This window comes from Nostoc sp. CENA543, from assembly GCF_002896875.1.
In the GTDB taxonomy this organism is placed as follows: domain Bacteria; phylum Cyanobacteriota; class Cyanobacteriia; order Cyanobacteriales; family Nostocaceae; genus Trichormus.
On record NZ_CP023278.1, the window covers coordinates 6,802,988 to 6,819,064 of the forward strand.

Annotated in this window: 12 protein-coding genes; 8 read left to right on the plus strand and 4 right to left on the minus strand. The window is 42.1% G+C overall.

Going from position 1 to position 16,077, the window contains the following annotated elements; translation table 11 throughout:
• Positions 1-87 precede the first annotated feature (87 nt).
• Positions 88-1,725 (minus strand): alpha/beta hydrolase, encoded by a 1,638-nt coding sequence (locus CLI64_RS28555; RefSeq protein WP_103140357.1) that lies wholly within the window; start codon positions 1,723-1,725, stop codon positions 88-90.
• Between the two features lie 272 nt (positions 1,726-1,997).
• Between CLI64_RS28555 and CLI64_RS28560 the strand changes: the two genes are divergently transcribed.
• Genes CLI64_RS28560 through CLI64_RS28570 form a run of 3 tightly spaced genes read left to right on the plus strand, consistent with a single transcriptional unit; the run spans position 1,998 to position 2,894 of the window.
• Complete coding sequence (locus tag CLI64_RS28560) at positions 1,998-2,198, plus strand: hypothetical protein (protein WP_103140358.1); 201 nt, start codon at positions 1,998-2,000, stop codon at positions 2,196-2,198.
• 14 nt (positions 2,199-2,212) lie between these two features.
• Positions 2,213-2,512 (plus strand): type II toxin-antitoxin system HigB family toxin, encoded by a 300-nt coding sequence (locus tag CLI64_RS28565; RefSeq protein WP_103140359.1) that lies wholly within the window; start codon positions 2,213-2,215, stop codon positions 2,510-2,512.
• Positions 2,496-2,894: a type II toxin-antitoxin system HigA family antitoxin gene (locus CLI64_RS28570; protein ID WP_103140360.1), complete on the plus strand. Its 399-nt coding sequence runs from the start codon at positions 2,496-2,498 to the stop codon at positions 2,892-2,894. The genes CLI64_RS28565 and CLI64_RS28570 overlap by 17 nt, the downstream gene beginning before the upstream one ends.
• Positions 2,895-3,080: 186 nt before the next feature.
• Here CLI64_RS28570 and uvrA read toward each other — a convergent pair whose 3' ends face one another.
• A complete protein-coding gene (gene uvrA / locus CLI64_RS28575) occupies positions 3,081-5,960 on the minus strand; it encodes an excinuclease ABC subunit UvrA (RefSeq protein ID WP_103140361.1) in 2,880 nt (959 codons plus the stop codon).
• 250 nt (positions 5,961-6,210) lie between these two features.
• On the opposite strand from uvrA, the gene CLI64_RS28580 reads away from it, so the two are divergent.
• From CLI64_RS28580 to CLI64_RS28605, 5 genes are all read left to right on the plus strand, one after another.
• Positions 6,211-6,957 carry a Uma2 family endonuclease gene (locus CLI64_RS28580; RefSeq protein WP_103140362.1) on the plus strand — a complete coding sequence of 249 codons (747 nt, stop codon included), beginning with the start codon at positions 6,211-6,213 and terminating at the stop codon, positions 6,955-6,957.
• 526 nt (positions 6,958-7,483) lie between these two features.
• Entirely contained in the window at positions 7,484-9,865 is a 2,382-nt protein-coding gene (locus CLI64_RS28585) for a phosphoketolase (protein ID WP_103140363.1), read from the plus strand.
• A 438-nt stretch (positions 9,866-10,303) separates the two neighbouring features.
• Positions 10,304-11,335: a type I glyceraldehyde-3-phosphate dehydrogenase gene (gene gap / locus CLI64_RS28595; protein WP_103140365.1), complete on the plus strand. Its 1,032-nt coding sequence runs from the start codon at positions 10,304-10,306 to the stop codon at positions 11,333-11,335.
• Positions 11,336-11,464: 129 nt separating this feature from the next.
• Positions 11,465-12,895 carry a pyruvate kinase gene (pyk, locus tag CLI64_RS28600; protein ID WP_103140366.1) on the plus strand — a complete coding sequence of 477 codons (1,431 nt, stop codon included), beginning with the start codon at positions 11,465-11,467 and terminating at the stop codon, positions 12,893-12,895.
• Between the two features lie 237 nt (positions 12,896-13,132).
• A complete protein-coding gene (locus CLI64_RS28605; RefSeq protein WP_103140367.1) occupies positions 13,133-14,134 on the plus strand; it encodes a transaldolase in 1,002 nt (333 codons plus the stop codon).
• Positions 14,135-14,312: 178 nt separating this feature from the next.
• Here CLI64_RS28605 and CLI64_RS31055 read toward each other — a convergent pair whose 3' ends face one another.
• Both CLI64_RS31055 and CLI64_RS28610 read right to left on the minus strand, forming a co-directional pair.
• The gene (locus CLI64_RS31055; protein ID WP_157943333.1) at positions 14,313-14,636 is read right to left on the minus strand and encodes a hypothetical protein; all 324 of its coding nucleotides are present in this window, start codon (positions 14,634-14,636) and stop codon (positions 14,313-14,315) included.
• A gap of 143 nt (positions 14,637-14,779) precedes the next feature.
• Positions 14,780-15,757 carry a threo-3-hydroxy-L-aspartate ammonia-lyase gene (locus CLI64_RS28610; RefSeq protein WP_103140920.1) on the minus strand — a complete coding sequence of 326 codons (978 nt, stop codon included), beginning with the start codon at positions 15,755-15,757 and terminating at the stop codon, positions 14,780-14,782.
• Positions 15,758-16,077: the final 320 nt, after the last annotated feature.

Genomic DNA, 16,077 nt, shown 5'->3' on the forward strand with positions numbered 1-16,077 from the left:
TCATTAGTCATTAGTCATTAGTCATTAGTCATTAGTCATTAGTCATTAGTCATTAGTCATTACTCAGCACTCACTACTCAGCACTCACTACTTTTGCTTGATTGCTTGATTTAACTCGTCTGTAGTTAATGACTGTAAAAGACTAAGATTTAAAGGTGGTTGACTAATATATTGAGCATAGGCAGGCTGTAAATAAGAACCATATTCTGCACGATTTAGCAGATTAGCTTCTAAAAAAGCTACACTCAAAGCATTGAGATAAGAATAAGCTGTATTACGTTCAGGTCCTAACAAGCCATTAGGGACAGGTAAAACATTACTTTCTTGGGGAGACTCGCCAATAAAGGTAAAATGAGTGCCGTTTTCAATTAAAAATAAATATTTATTAGGATTAGGTAGCTTAGTAAAAGGGCGAATTTGTTCTGGTAATGGTGGTGCAAAAATATCTTGAGTACCTGCTATAAACATCGTTGGTACTTTTACTTGACTAATCCCCCTATCACCGAAAACAGCACTATTAATGGGATTAATAGCAATAATCGCCTTGATACGATTATCCTGCAATTGATAACTATCTAAATTTAATTCGTTGGCTTGGCATTGCAAAATCAACGATAAATTCAAATAAGAATTATCAGGTAAACAACTTTTATCCAAATTATCAAAGTTAATTTGCGCCCCAGCCAAAGCTAAAATAGTGTAACCGCCAAAAGATTGACCTATAGCCCCAATTTTCTCAAAATCTAGTTTCCCTCTTAGCTTGGGATCAGCTTGTTCCATACGCTGGAGTTCATCTAATAGAAATTTGATATCTAGAGGTCTATCAATAAATTCTCTGGGTGCTGGTGGTTCTGCTAAACCGGAAAAGTATTTTTGAAAGCGGCTAGCATTACTACCAGGATGTTCTATTACCGCAACAGCAAAACCGTAGGATGCTAAATGTTGAGCTAGATAAGCGAATGTGTAGCGGTCGGAGGCGACACCATGAGAAATCACAATGAGGGGAAAAGGTGGTTGAGTGTTGTTCTCTGCGGTGGCTATTGGTAAGTATAAATCCAAAGGTAAACGGCGATCGCGTGTAGAATCAATTAAATTAAACTGACTGACTTGCCAACGTAAATTTCCAGGCTTTCTTAAATCTGGCAACTTGGAAAAATCAACCTCAGACGAGGTAGACTGACTTAATGATTCTTTTTGCAAAGCAGCTACAACTTTATCCCTAGTTTTAAGTAGCTGTGACAAATCATCAACTATTTTCACTGCTTCCGTAAAATTTAGTCGCACATCATTACTGGGAAACTTCCGCAGCAAATTGGTAATTGATAAACCTTCCGGTGAAGCCGCAGATAAAATTAAAGCCGAACGCAAAGCGTAAAAACCATTCTTCCGAGAGTCAGTTAACAACAATTTCCCTATTCGTTGCAAAACCTCTTCCCCCACGGGTGAGTAAGTAACTTGCGATACGAGAGTTGGCGTAACGTTAAAACGTATTTGCAGCAGTTCCCGTAATTGTGCTAGTTGTTCAGGCGTAGCACGTTCAGCATAAAATCTTAAATTCCTGTCTATCTTCCCTTCCTTAGCAAAAGTTTCTAAAGAACTAACAGGTAAAGAAAACTCTCCAAAAGGAGGATAAAAGAAACTAATGCGTTCAGCAGCAATTCCAGGTTTAGCGGTTAAAAACGTAGATAATAACCCCAAAGTGAGGTATTTTAATATTCTTTGCATCTGAAAAACCCACTGTTGACTTTATCTTTGCAAGTTTGGGAATAGGGGAAAGCAAAACAAGAACTAGGCTGCATTCCTACTTAATTTAAGTTTAGATATTCAAAATCGGCTATAAGCATCATAAAGCAAGTGCTTACATTCATAAATCTGCTATTTGTAGCATAAATCAAATATTTGCCTGCAAGCGTTCATACTTGCGGATGTATTGAAGCTGAAACCTATAAACTCAATCAGGAATGCGATAATAGGTTATAGATAGCAAATTACAGAATATGACTGTTAATAGTTGTGCCAGTTGTGCTGTTATCCTCAACCAACAGCAAGAAGAAAACATTGCTCATCAACACCAGTGTCAGGATGAGCCAATTCAACAAACCCAGAATATAACTCAAGCTAAGACTGTAGTAGAAAATGGCAAGGTTGTAGTTAAACCAGCACAACCATCAGGCGATGAGACTTTTAATAATACTTAGTTTAATTGTTTCAAATGCACATCATCAGCCGGAAAAAGCTACGAGAATTTAGTCAAGCACACGCTGATTCCGGTGAACCTCTTGATAACTGGTATATAACCGCGAGTCAAGCCACCTGGGGAAATCTATTAGAAATTCAAACTGTTTATCCTCAAGCTGAAGCAGTAAGTAATTTTACAGTTTTTAATATTAAAGGGAATAAATACCGCTTAATCACCAGTATCAACTATGAGCGACAGATAATATATATAAAATACGTCTTAACTCATGCCGAATACGACAAAGACAAATGGAAAAATGACCCTTACTTTTGACTCCAAAGTTTACAGTCAGTTATTGTCAGAGTATCAACCTCGAATCATTAAAACAGAAGCAGAGAACGAACATTTTTTAGCAATTGTAGAAGAATTGCTGTCTCGTTCTCATCTGACACCTGAAGAAGATACCTTGTTAGAGCTATTAGTGAGACTAATTGAAGATTTTGAAGACCAGCATTATCAAATAAATTTATCCACTCCTCATTCAAGGCTATTACATTTGATGGAAGCTAGAGGTTTAACAGCAGCTAATTTATTAGAAATTCTCGGCTCTGAAGAGATTGTAAATCAAGTGATTAATGGTGAAACTAGACTCACTCAAAAACAGGCTGAAACTTTAGGAAAGTTTTTTCATGTTGATGAAAGTCTGTTTATTTAAAGTTATTCTGTTAGATTTATGCAAATATTAGCAAAACTGATTCCAGTAGATAAACTACACCAAAAAATAAATTATCCCCAATAAACAGCTTAGTAGAGTGCGTCAGTGCAAGAAAACCTAACTATACCAAAAGATTATTCATACTGACGCACCCTACAGTTTGGATATTTTTTATCTGAAAGTCCCTTACTTCATTGCTGGATACTGTTGTAAAACTTGCTGCAAATATTGCCCAGTATAAGACTGATTATTTTTAGCAACTTCCTCCGGTGTTCCCACAGCTATTATTTCTCCACCTTTATCGCCACCTTCTGGCCCTAAATCTATCACCCAGTCAGCACAACGAATCACATCTAAATTGTGTTCAATTAATAAAACAGAATTACCCTTATCTACTAATCTTTGCAACACATCTAATAATTTATGCACATCATAAAAAGATAAACCTGTTGTCGGTTCATCGATTAAATAAATGGTCTTACCTGTAGCACGACGCGCTAATTCTGTGGCTAATTTCACCCTTTGCGCTTCACCACCAGATAAAGTAGTTGCGGGTTGTCCTAACTGCACATAACCCAACCCGACATCAACTAATGTTTGTAAACGATTAACAGCTTTGGGAATGTTTTGGAAAAACTCTAAGCTTTCTTCAACCGTCATATTCAAAACATCAGAAATTGACTTATTCTTATACTTCACCTGCAAAGTTTCGCGGTTATATCTCGCACCTTTACACACTTCACACTGGACATAAACATCAGGGAGAAAATTCATTTCAATGACATTGACACCCTGTCCCCCACAAGCTTCACAACGTCCACCTTTGACGTTAAAAGAAAATTGTCCTGGTTTATAACCTCTGGTTTTAGCTTCTACGGTTTGTGAAAATACCTCTCGAATGACATCAAAAACCCCTGTATAAGTTGCGGGGTTAGAACGGGGTGTACGTCCAATGGGAGATTGATCAATAACGATTGCTTTATCAATACTATTTAATCCTTGAATTTTTTCAACATCTTTTGGTAAAGGTACTTTTTTAGTTAAATGATGTTGTAATGATGGGTAAAGTAATTCATTAATTAAGGTCGATTTGCCAGAACCAGAAACACCAGTGACCACTACAAGTTTACCTAAAGGAATTTCCACATCAATATTTCTTAAATTGTTGCGATGGGCATTTTTAATAATTAAGCTGCGTCCATTCCCTTCGCGGCGTTCTGTGGGGGTGTGAATGACTTTTTTTCCTGATAAATATGCACCTGTTAATGATTCTTCTGAAGTGAGTAATGATTGTAAATCACCTTGGGCGATAATATTACCACCATGAATTCCCGCACCAGGGCCGATATCCACTATGTAATCGGCGGCGCGAATGGTTTCTTCGTCGTGTTCTACAACGATTAAAGTATTACCTATATCTCGTAATTTAGTTAAAGTTTTGAGTAATCTACTGTTATCTCTTTGATGCAAACCAATACTTGGTTCGTCTAAAACATAGAGAACTCCTGTTAAGCCAGAACCAATTTGTGTTGCTAGGCGAATGCGTTGTGATTCTCCACCAGAAAGGGTCATGGCGGCTCTATCTAAACTAAGATAATCTAAACCGACATCTAATAAAAATTGCAATCTAGCTCTAATTTCTCTTAAGACTAAATCAGCAATTTTCATCTGGCGATCGCTCAATTTTAAATGATTAATCCTTTCCAGACAATCCCGAATCGATACACTGGTCAAATCTAAAATATTGTATTGTCCCAATCTCACTGCTAAAGCTTCCGGTTTTAATCTTTTACCGCCGCAAACCTCACAGGGTTGATCAACTAAATACTGCTCTAATTTCTGCTTAATTAACTCCGAACCACCTTCATATTGTCGCTGCAAAATGGGAATTGCACCTTTATATTGTGGTGTTTTTTGGTCTTTATTAGTTTCCGTTTCCCCATATAGAATAATTTGTTGTTGTTGGGGTGTTAACTTACTCCAATTTGTTTGTAATTCAAACCCATGATTACTACCCAAACTATAAAGTAATTCTAGATAATAAGAATTTTCCTTATCTGACCAAGGCGCGATCGCAGCGTATACTGGTGCTTCAGGATCAGGTACTACCAAATCTGGCGAAAATCTCCGCAATGTCCCAATTCCGTGACAGTTCGGACAAGCACCATAGGGGGAATTAAACGAGAACAAGCGTGGTGATAATTCGTCCATTACCGCACCGTGTTCTGGACAAGCAAAGTTTTCTGAGAAGACTAATTCTTGTTCTTCTTCAGTAGAATTATCACTATTGGGACTGATGAGAATCCTAGCAATACCACCAGATTGTTTCAAGCACGTAGATAATGAATCTACCAAACGTTCCTGAATATCTGGTTTTTTCACCAATCGGTCAATGACCAATTCAATATTGTGGGTATAATTTTTATCCAACTCAATTGAGTCCGACAGTTCCCGAATTTCGCCATTAATGCGGACACGCACAAACCCCTGGGAAGCCAAACTAGATAATAACTTGCGGTGAGTTCCTTTTTTACCCCGCACCACAGGGGCGAGAATTTGGAACTTAGTTCTGTCTGGTAGTTCCATAATGCGATCGCACATTTCGTCTATAGTTTGAGGTGCAATAGAGCGATCGCATATGGGACAATGGGGTTCACCAGCCCGACCATACAACAGCCGCAGATAATCGTAAATTTCCGTTACCGTCCCCACCGTAGAACGGGGGTTATGAGAAGTAGATTTTTGGTCAATGGAAATCGCCGGACTTAAACCTTCAATTGCTTCTACATCTGGCTTATCTAATTGTCCCAAAAACTGTCGAGCGTAAGCACTCAGAGATTCTACGTAACGCCGTTGACCTTCGGCGAAAATCGTATCAAACGCCAAAGACGATTTACCCGAACCTGAGACACCAGTAAACACGATCAGGCGATCGCGTGGCAATTCTAAGTCAATATTCTTCAGATTATGCTGTCTCGCGCCGCGAATCCGAATAGTATTCTGGGGGTTAGAGTTGGGGTAGGGAAGGTGTCCATTCAAGGATGCGGCTAGCTTGTGATCTGACATATTGACAGGCCAATAATGAGAGGCAGCGTGAAACAGTTCTTAATAATACTATCTTTATTAAGGTTTGTTATCACTACGCCCATAGCAGTACAATAATACTACTTTGCTTCCCATTTGAGCTATTTACACATGAAAGGTTTTGTAGTAAGGACTTTAGTCCTGAATATTCTAAGGACTAAAGTCCTTACTACTAACTACCATCTGCTAACTTGGAAGCATCATCATCAAACATCCTACTGAGAGGGAAGCTATGGTATTGGAAATCCCACCACCAACCCAAACAGAGGTCATCTATCCCGATAGTGACGGACAACCAGTGGCGAATAACACCATCCAGTTTCGCTGGATTGTAGAAATCAAACAGAATATAGATTGGCTATTTGCCGATGATCCTAACGTATTTGTAGCTGGGGATTTATTTTGGTATCCAGTGGAGGGACGAAATAACATCGTCAATGCCCCAGATGTCATGGTAGTTTTTGATAGACCGAAGAGAGATAGACTATCTTACCAGCAATGGAAAGAAGCCGGAATTGCACCACAAGTAGTCTTTGAAATCCTCTCACCCAGCAATACACCAATAGAAATGGATAAAAAACTGCTGTTCTATGACCGCTATGGAGTAGAAGAGTATTACATATATGATCCAGACGGCAAAAACTTGCAAGGTTGGTTGCGTGGTGAAGATGGTTTAGATGTGATTTTGCAAATGGACGATTGGGTAAGTCCACGCTTGAAAATCCGTTTTGTCTTATCCCCAGAGGGTTTACAGCTATATCGTCCAGATGGTAAACGTTTCTTGTCTTATATAGAAATCTCTCAACAGGTAGAACAGGAACGTCAACGTGCTGAACAAGAACGCCAACGTGCTGAACAGGCTGAACAAGCTAGATTCAATGCAATACCCCAACTATTACAAATGGGTTTAAATTTAGAGCAAATTGCCCAAGCGTTGAGTTTATCACTTGAAGAAGTAAAAGCGATCGCCAATAAATAATATTTATTTCACTGATACCCATTAAATGGTTAGAGACGTTGTAAGTAGAACGGTGTAAATAATTAAAGGTTTGTAGTGTTCGCGCAGCGTCTCGAAGAGAGGACTTTAGTCCTTAAGAGAGGACTAAAGTCCTCACTACGAACTAAATTCAGTTTTTTTTACATTACTTTACATAGTTTGGTTTTTTCAAGTCGTTCTACTTATACAAAGTCTCTACAACAACCCATAACCATCAATAAAAAGTATCAAAAGATTCAACATATTTGTAATTTTCTTAATAACGCATAAAATCAATGTTAAAAATTACTCATCAAAATGTAAGTTCTGTTAACCTTGCCTAGAGGTCATTACTGTAATTATTTGATTTGTATTGTAGATTGCTGCCAGTGTAGTCAATAGCTAATCACACTTATTTTTCCAGAGCCAACTGGAAAAATTTGTCATGAGTAAGATGACCTTCAAAGCGCAAATAACTACACTGACATAGAACAGAATTCGGCAAAATTATTGTGTAATGGAGTTGAAGATGACTTTAGCAAGTCCTCCACAGACAAAGCCTTTAACCGATGCAGAATTGCATAAAATGAATGCCTACTGGCGGGCAGCGAACTATTTGTCAGTAGGGCAAATATATTTATTAGACAACCCTCTGCTGAAAGAACCTCTCACCTTAAAACACGTTAAACCTAGACTATTGGGACATTGGGGAACAACCCCAGGTTTGAATTTTATCTACGTTCATCTCAATAGAATCATCAAAAAGTATGACCTGAATATGATCTACATTGCTGGCCCTGGTCACGGGGGGCCAGGACTAGTAGCCAATACATATTTAGAAGGAACATACAGTGAATATTATCCCAACATCTCCCAAGATACGGAGGGGATGAAAAAGCTGTTTAAACAATTCTCCTTCCCTGGTGGTATTCCTAGTCACGTAGCACCGGAAACCCCTGGTTCGATTCATGAAGGGGGAGAATTAGGTTATGCCTTAGTTCATGCCTATGGTGCTGCTTTTGACAACCCAGATTTAATTGTGGCGGCGGTCGTTGGTGATGGAGAAGCAGAAACTGGTGCTTTAGCTACTAGCTGGCATTCTAACAAGTTTCTCAACCCTGTTACTGATGGGGCAGTGTTACCAATTTTACATTTAAATGGGTATAAAATTGCGAATCCTACGGTCTTGGCACGGTTGAGTTACGAGGAACTAGAAAGCCTATTTGTTGGTTACGGATATAAACCTTACTTTGTGGAAGGTTCAGATCCCGCCGATGTGCATCAGCAAATGGCAGCAACCCTAGATACCATCACTCACGAAATTCGTAATATTCAACGAGAAGCCCGTGTGCATGGGTTTACCAAACGACCCATGTGGCCAATGATTGTCTTGAGAACCCCCAAAGGTTGGACAGGGCCGAAAGAAGTAGATGGGAAAAAAACAGAAGATTATTGGCGATCGCATCAAGTCCCCTTTGGAGATTTAGCGAATAAACCCCACCACATCCAACTCCTAGAAGACTGGATGAAGAGTTACAAACCCGAAGAACTCTTTGATGCTAACGGTAAATTAATTCCTGAACTAGCAGAACTTGCCCCCACAGGCGATCGCCGCATGGGCGACAATCCCCATGCTAACGGCGGTATCTTGTTGCGTGACTTGAAGATGCCCAACTTCCAAGATTATGCAGTCAACGTTCCCCAACCAGGAAGAGTAATTGCTGAAGCCACCCAAGTCACAGGCAAATTCCTACGGGATGTGATGGAACTCAACCTAGATAGCAAAAACTTCCGCGTATTTGGCCCTGACGAAACCGCTTCCAATCGCATCAATGCCGTCTTAGATGTCACAGACCGGACTTGGGTAGCCCAAACCCTCCCAGAAGATGACCATCTCTCCCCCGATGGACGAGTCATGGAAATTCTCAGTGAGACTTGCTGTCAAGGGTGGTTAGAAGGATATCTGCTGACAGGTCGTCACGGCTTCTTCTCTTGCTACGAAGCATTTATCCACATCATTGATTCGATGTTCAACCAGCACGCCAAATGGTTGAAAACTACTCGCCATATACCTTGGCGTAGACCCATCGCCTCCCTCAACTATCTCCTCACCTCCCACGTTTGGCGACAAGACCACAACGGCTTTTCTCACCAAGACCCTGGTTTTATCGACCATGTGATGAACAAAAAAGCCGAAATCATTCGCGTTTATCTCCCACCCGATGCCAATACTCTCTTGTCGGTGACAGACCACTGTTTAAGAAGCCGTCAATATGTCAACGTCATCGTGGCAGGTAAACAACCAGCATTGCAATACCTAGATATGGATGCAGCCGTGAAACACTGCACCAAAGGCATTAGTATCTGGGAATGGGCAAGTAATGACCAAGGTGGTGAACCAGATGTAGTCATGGGTTGTGCTGGCGATGTCCCCACCTTAGAAACCCTAGCTGCTGTGGATATTTTGCGGCAAAACTTCCCTGACTTAAAAGTGCGGGTAGTCAACGTTGTAGATTTGATGACCTTACAACCCCACACAGAACATCCCCACGGTTTAACTGCCAAAGAATTTGACACCATCTTTACTACAGATAAACCGATTATCTTTGCCTTTCATGGCTATCCCTGGTTAATCCATCGTCTCACCTACCGCCAAACTAACCATAAAAACCTCCATGTGCGCGGTTACAAAGAAGAGGGAACTACCACCACCCCCTTTGATATGGTTGTCTTGAATGATTTAGATCGCTTCCATTTAGTCATGGATGTGATCGATCGCGTCCCCAAACTAGGGTACAAAGCCGCTTACGTCAAGCAACATCTCCAAGACAAACTCATCGAACATAAACACTACATCGCTAAATACGGCGAAGATATGCCAGAAATTCGGGACTGGCAGTGGCCGTATTAAGAGGCAGGGGGGCAGGGGGCAGGGGAGACAAGGAAGACAAGGGAGGCAGGGGGGAAATTCAATGCCCGATGCCCGATGCCCCATTCCCAATGCCCCATGCCCCACTCCCAAAACCTTAAAATATGCCAAGTAAATGAGCTTTTGGCAGCCAGGACTGTCACGATCAGCTCAGTCATACTAAAATTCACCCGGCTAAATCCAATTTTGCGGCTAGGGTAAAACGTTTGTGCGCCTTAAGTTATATCGATTTGGGATAGGTAGTATTGTTTCAAGATCCTGGAATAGCCTAAGAATCTGGGCTTTTAATCCAAAATCCAAAATCCAAAATCCAAAATTGGTATTTGAGGCGTTTACTCAGGGTGCATCATACTAATTCGCCAAAATCAAGATTCAATCTACATTTTTGAATTTTGAATTTATGTTTCAAGGAGGTTTGTTTTGGCAAAGTTAAAAGTAGGCATCAATGGATTTGGCCGTATCGGTCGGTTGGTGTTTCGGGCTGGTATTAACAATCCTGATATTGAGTTTGTCGGGATTAATGACCTTGTACCACCAGATAACCTCGCTTACTTGTTAAAGTACGATTCGACTCACGGTAAATATCACGGTCAGGTAGAAGCCAGAGAAGATGGTATTGTCGTTGATGGACGCTTCATCCCTTGTGTTTCCGTAAGAAATCCGGCTGAATTGCCCTGGGGTAAATTAGGCGCGGATTATGTTGTGGAATCAACTGGACTATTTACTGACTACGAAGGCGCATCTAAACACCTGCAAGCAGGTGCGAAGCGCGTAGTTATTTCTGCACCCACCAAAGACCCAGAAAGAGTTAAGACACTGTTAGTAGGCGTTAACCATGAAACTTTTGATCCCAGTAAGGATGTGATTGTTTCTAATGCTAGCTGCACTACAAACTGTTTAGCTCCCGTCGCCAAAGTAATTAATGATAACTTTGGTTTGGCGGAAGGGTTAATGACCACAGTCCACGCCATGACTGCTACCCAACCCACAGTAGACGGCCCTAGTAAGAAAGACTGGCGCGGTGGTCGCGGTGCAGCCCAAAATATTATTCCCTCTTCCACCGGTGCAGCTAAAGCCGTGGCTTTGGTATTACCAGAACTCAAAGGTAAGTTGACTGGGATGGCTTTCCGAGTCCCTACCCCTGATGTATCTGTAGTGGATTTAACCTTCAAAACCGAGAAAGCCACCAGCTACAAAGAAATTTGTGCTGCCATGAAAGCTGCGGCTGAAGGAAAACTTGCCGGAGTTTTGGGTTATACCGACGAAGAAGTCGTATCTACAGATTTTCAAGGCGATCGCCACTCCAGTATTTTTGACGCAGGTGCTGGTATCGAATTGAACTCCAACTTCTTCAAAGTGGTCGCTTGGTATGACAACGAGTGGGGCTACTCACATCGTGTAGTTGACTTAATGTTGTCAATGGCACAGAAAGAGCAATTGGCCGCAGTTTAAGAAGAGAACAGGGCGAGGAAGAAGCAGGGGAGCGGAGGTGCAGGGAGCAGAGGAGAAAAAATCCCCCTGCCCCCTGCCCCCTGCCCCCTGCCCTCTGCCCCAGTCCCCAATCCCTAACTCCTCACACATATGCGTCGAACAAAAATTATCTGTACTGTAGGGCCTGCTACCTCTGCACCAGACAGACTACAAGCATTGGTAGAAGCCGGGATGAATGTGGCGCGGTTGAATTTTTCCCACGGGGCTTATGAGTTTCATGCCCAAACGGCTCAATATATCAGGCAAATCAGTGCTGATGAACAAAAACCTGTGGCTTTGTTACAGGATTTATGTGGGCCGAAAATTCGGTTGGGAACTTTACCACCAGAAGGTTTGACGGTGGAAGCCGGTGATCAAGTCACCTTTGTGTTAAAGGAAAAGGGTGAAAATATCCACGAATTGCCCTTACCTTTGCCGACTTTGTTCGCAATGGTACGACCAGGAGAACCCATCTTAATTAATGATGGTCGGGTGAAGATGATGGTATGCGATCGCGATGCCGATCGCATTCATGCTTTGGTCAAAACTGGTGGGGTTATTTCCACCCGCAAAGGGGTCAACCTGCCTGTAACTCGCTTACCTGTCAGTTCCATCACAGAAAAAGACTTACAGGATTTGCGTTTTGGCATGGAATTGGGTGTTGATTGGGTGGCGGTTTCTTTTGTGCAGTCTCCCCATGATTTAGAACCAGCCAAACGGATGATTGAATCGGCGGGATTGTCGATTCGGGTAATTGCTAAAATTGAACGTCCAGAAGCAGTAGAGCAAATTGATTCTATTATTGCTGCTGCCGATGGGATTATGATTGCCCGTGGCGATTTAGGTGTAGAAATGCCCATCCACCAAGTCCCCTTGATCCAAAAAGATATCATTCGCCGTTGCAATCAGGCAGGTAAGCCAGTAATTACCGCCACCCAAATGCTAGAGTCCATGATTAGCGCACCTGACCCCACCCGTGCTGAAGCTACCGACGTAGCCAACTCCATTCTCGATGGTACAGATGCCGTCATGCTTTCTGGCGAAACTGCTGTTGGACAGTATCCCATAGCAGCCGTGCAAGTGATGAACGATATTGCGATCGCTACAGAAAAATCCTTGCAGGAGGGTAGTAAACACTGTTGGACTCATGAAGCTGGGGGTTTAAGCGTTACCGAATCCGTAGCCGAAGCCGTCTGTCGTATCGCCTACGAAACCGGCGCACGGGCGATTTTGTGTAACACCTCATCGGGAAGTACAGCCAAACTCGTTTCCAAATATCGCCCCAGCACCCCAATTTTTGCCTTCACTCCCGATGAAACCAGCTATCATCAGTTAGCTTTATCTTGGGGTGTGGAACCTTTGTTGATCCCTCCTGTTTATAGTGCTGAAGAAATGTTTACGAATGTAGTCAGCACCGTCCTGAGAACAGGCTTAGTTCACGAAGGAGATAAGGTAGTTATTACCTCTGGAGTTCCAATTGGTAAATCAGGAACAACTAGTTTAATCAAAGTGCATTCTATCGGACAACCAATCACTGCTTAACAGCCTAGAATTAGGCTGAGGCTTCCGGCGATCGGCAAGAGTTAAGAAAAATTGCCAAAATCAGAATTGTTAAGCAGAAAAATGGGTGTAAAGAAGAGGGGAAGTGTAGATCCTTATTTGAAGAAGCAGAGGGCAGGGCGTGGGAGGCAGGGGGGCAGGGGGCAGGGGGCAGGGGGAAATTGAATGCCCTATGCCCTATGCCCAAGGCACAGATCAACAACAATCATGGAGTATTTTATGTCTAAAAATTTACTAGAACAATTGCGGACAATGACCGTTGTGGTGGCAGATACAGGTGATATCCAAGCCATTGAAAAGTTTAAACCCCAAGATGCTACTACCAATCCTTCTTTGATTACGGCAGCAGCTAAAATGCCGGAATATCAAGACATTGTGGATCAGACTTTACTGCAAGCTAAAAAAGACGCAGGTGCAGGTGCTAACAAAGGTCAAATCGTAACTTTGGCTTTTGATCGTTTAGCAGTTTCCTTCGGTCTGAAGATTCTGCAAATTATCCCTGGTCGTGTGTCTACAGAAGTAGATGCGCGTTTATCCTACGACACTGAAGCTACTGTTAGCAAAGCACGAGAATTAATTGCTCAGTATAAAGCTGCTGGCATTACTCCAGAACGCGTTTTAATTAAAATCGCTTCTACTTGGGAAGGGATTAAAGCGGCAGAAATTCTGGAAAAAGAAGGGATTCACTGTAACTTAACTTTGCTGTTTGGTTTGCATCAGGCGATCGCTTGTGCGGAAGCTGGTGTCACCCTAATTTCTCCCTTCGTTGGACGCATTCTCGACTGGTACAAAAAAGAAACCGGTAGAGATAGCTACCCTTCTGCGGAAGACCCTGGCGTATTATCAGTTACTACAATCTACAACTACTACAAAAAATTTGGTTATAAAACCGAAGTTATGGGTGCAAGCTTCCGTAATATCGGCGAAATTACTGAACTAGCTGGTTGCGATTTATTGACCATTTCTCCCTCTTTGTTGGGTGAATTACAAGCTACTATCGGCGACCTACCCCGCAAATTAGAACCCACAAAAGCAGCTACTTCTGATATTCAAAAGATATCCATTGACAAGGCTACCTTTGATCAAATGCACGCAGCTGACCGCATGGCTTATGACAAACTCGACGAAGGGATCAAAGGCTTTACCAAAGCACTGGAAGATTTAGAAAAACTCTTAGCAGACAGACTCACTGCTTTAGAAGGAGTAGTAGCCAGTCATTAAGCTATTCACCAATAGTGAGAAAATGCTGAGTTTCCGTCCATACGGTTCTGTTAAAGACTATTGTCAGTGATTTCATCCAAGTAGAGACGTTGCTATGCAACGTCTCTATCTTTATGGAAAAAGCACTTATCGATACAAGTTGTAAACTCTCTCTCTTGCGCTCTACCCCTTGGTAATATCAATAGCGTCTATCGTATCGCCGACGGATGTATTGCCTTCTAGCTCTTTCATTGCGTCGGATATACTGCCGTTTGGCTCTTTCATTGCGTCGGATATATTGCCGTCTGGCTCTTTGGTGCCGCCGGATATACTGCCGTCGATCATATCGGCGAGCTAGCAGTAACTCGTCGTTGCTAACGGTAACAACATTTTCCCCTGTATCCAAACTTGATGTTTGCAGAGAATTATCTAGAGAAGTAGTTTTGGCTTCAGCCATTGAGGATGGATAAGCAAAAGCACATAGTAATAATGCGATCGCAGATAGCTTTTTAAAACTTTTCACCTGATTTTTCCTTGGTTACAAAAAGATTAAGTAACACACTTGATAAAAAAGAGACTATTAAAAGTGTGTATGGATAATCTTCTGTCGCTAGAAATATATTTACGCAATTGTCAAGGTGAATTTTTCTGAAGTTTGACTCTGATTTAGGGATTTTCTCCCATCTGTTTCTTGATAATTTGCGTAAAATCCACATTGCCACCACTAATAATAATACCTACTCTCATTTGAGAGGCTGTAATTACACCTTCTAACAAAGCGGCGGCGGCTAATGCCCCAGTGGGTTCAACAACAATTTTCATCCGTTCCCACAGAAAAAACATGGTGCGAACAATTGCGGCTTCTGAGACTGTCACCATGTCATCAACATATTGCAACACTAAGGGGAATGTAATTTTACCTAAGCAGGGAGTCCGCGCACCGTCGGCGATGGTATCGGGATTGTGGACAGTTTGCAAGGTTTTACTATAGAAAGAACGGGTAGCATCGTCAGCCAGTGCTGGTTCTACCCCAATAACGCGCACATTGGGTAACAGGGTTTTGGCCGCGATCGCACTCCCAGAAATCAATCCTCCACCACCACAACAAACCAGCAATACATCTAGTTCGCCTACTTCTTGAATCAGTTCTAAGGTGGCTGTACCTTGTCCGGCGATCACATGGGGATGATCGTAAGGCGGAATTAAGGTTAAACCGCGATCGCTGCTGAAATTTCGCGCTAATTCTTCACGGTTCGTAGTTTGACGATTGTATAAAATTACCTCTGCGCCATAACTGCGGGTGGCTGTTTGCTTCACTAGGGGCGCATCATCGGGCATCACAATTGTAGTTGGGATATTCAGTAATTTTCCGGCTAGGGCGATCGCTTGTCCGTGATTTCCCGATGAAAATGTTACGACACCTTGTTGTTTTTGTGCTGAAGATAGTTGTGACAAGGCATTATACGCACCCCTAAATTTAAATGAGCCAGTGCGTTGAAAATTTTCACACTTGAAGAACACTTGGCTATGAGTGTGTTCATTGATGATTTGAGAGGTGTGTATTGGTGTGCGGTGAGCAATACCAGCCAGTCGTCGTTGTGCTGTCAGTACATCATTGATGCTGGGAAGATCGGAGTTAGACATCACAAGCCTGCTCGCGGAAAATTGGGAATTGGGCATCGGGAATTGGGCATCGGGCATTGAATTTCTCCCCCTGCCCCCTGCCTACGCAATGATAGTATATTCTCTAGTAGGAGTTCCCTCAGTCCGCGTAGACAAATTAGCCACAAATTCTCTTCATTCCGGCTAAATATAGCTTTCTGAATGGATAAAGTCACCTAAATCAGCATCAATTGGGAATTTTGAATAGTTTTGTCCCAGACTGATTGAAAGTTAAAACGGTATTATTCTCAGTATTTATTTGTGGATTCTTTCCCCAAGGGGATGAACGATGTACTTGAGGA

Bases quoted from the DNA above. Each gene is read 5' to 3' on its own strand.
- CLI64_RS28555 (WP_103140357.1), bottom strand. From the start codon at position 1,725: ATGCAAAGAATATTAAAATACCTCACTTTGGGGTTATTATCTACGTTT.
- CLI64_RS28560 (WP_103140358.1), top strand. From the start codon at position 1,998: ATGACTGTTAATAGTTGTGCCAGTTGTGCTGTTATCCTCAACCAACAG.
- CLI64_RS28565 (WP_103140359.1), top strand. From the start codon at position 2,213: ATGCACATCATCAGCCGGAAAAAGCTACGAGAATTTAGTCAAGCACAC.
- CLI64_RS28570 (WP_103140360.1), top strand. From the start codon at position 2,496: ATGACCCTTACTTTTGACTCCAAAGTTTACAGTCAGTTATTGTCAGAG.
- uvrA (WP_103140361.1), bottom strand. From the start codon at position 5,960: ATGTCAGATCACAAGCTAGCCGCATCCTTGAATGGACACCTTCCCTAC.
- CLI64_RS28580 (WP_103140362.1), top strand. From the start codon at position 6,211: ATGGTATTGGAAATCCCACCACCAACCCAAACAGAGGTCATCTATCCC.
- CLI64_RS28585 (WP_103140363.1), top strand. From the start codon at position 7,484: ATGACTTTAGCAAGTCCTCCACAGACAAAGCCTTTAACCGATGCAGAA.
- pyk (WP_103140366.1), top strand. From the start codon at position 11,465: ATGCGTCGAACAAAAATTATCTGTACTGTAGGGCCTGCTACCTCTGCA.
- CLI64_RS28605 (WP_103140367.1), top strand. From the start codon at position 13,133: ATGTCTAAAAATTTACTAGAACAATTGCGGACAATGACCGTTGTGGTG.
- CLI64_RS28610 (WP_103140920.1), bottom strand. From the start codon at position 15,757: ATGTCTAACTCCGATCTTCCCAGCATCAATGATGTACTGACAGCACAA.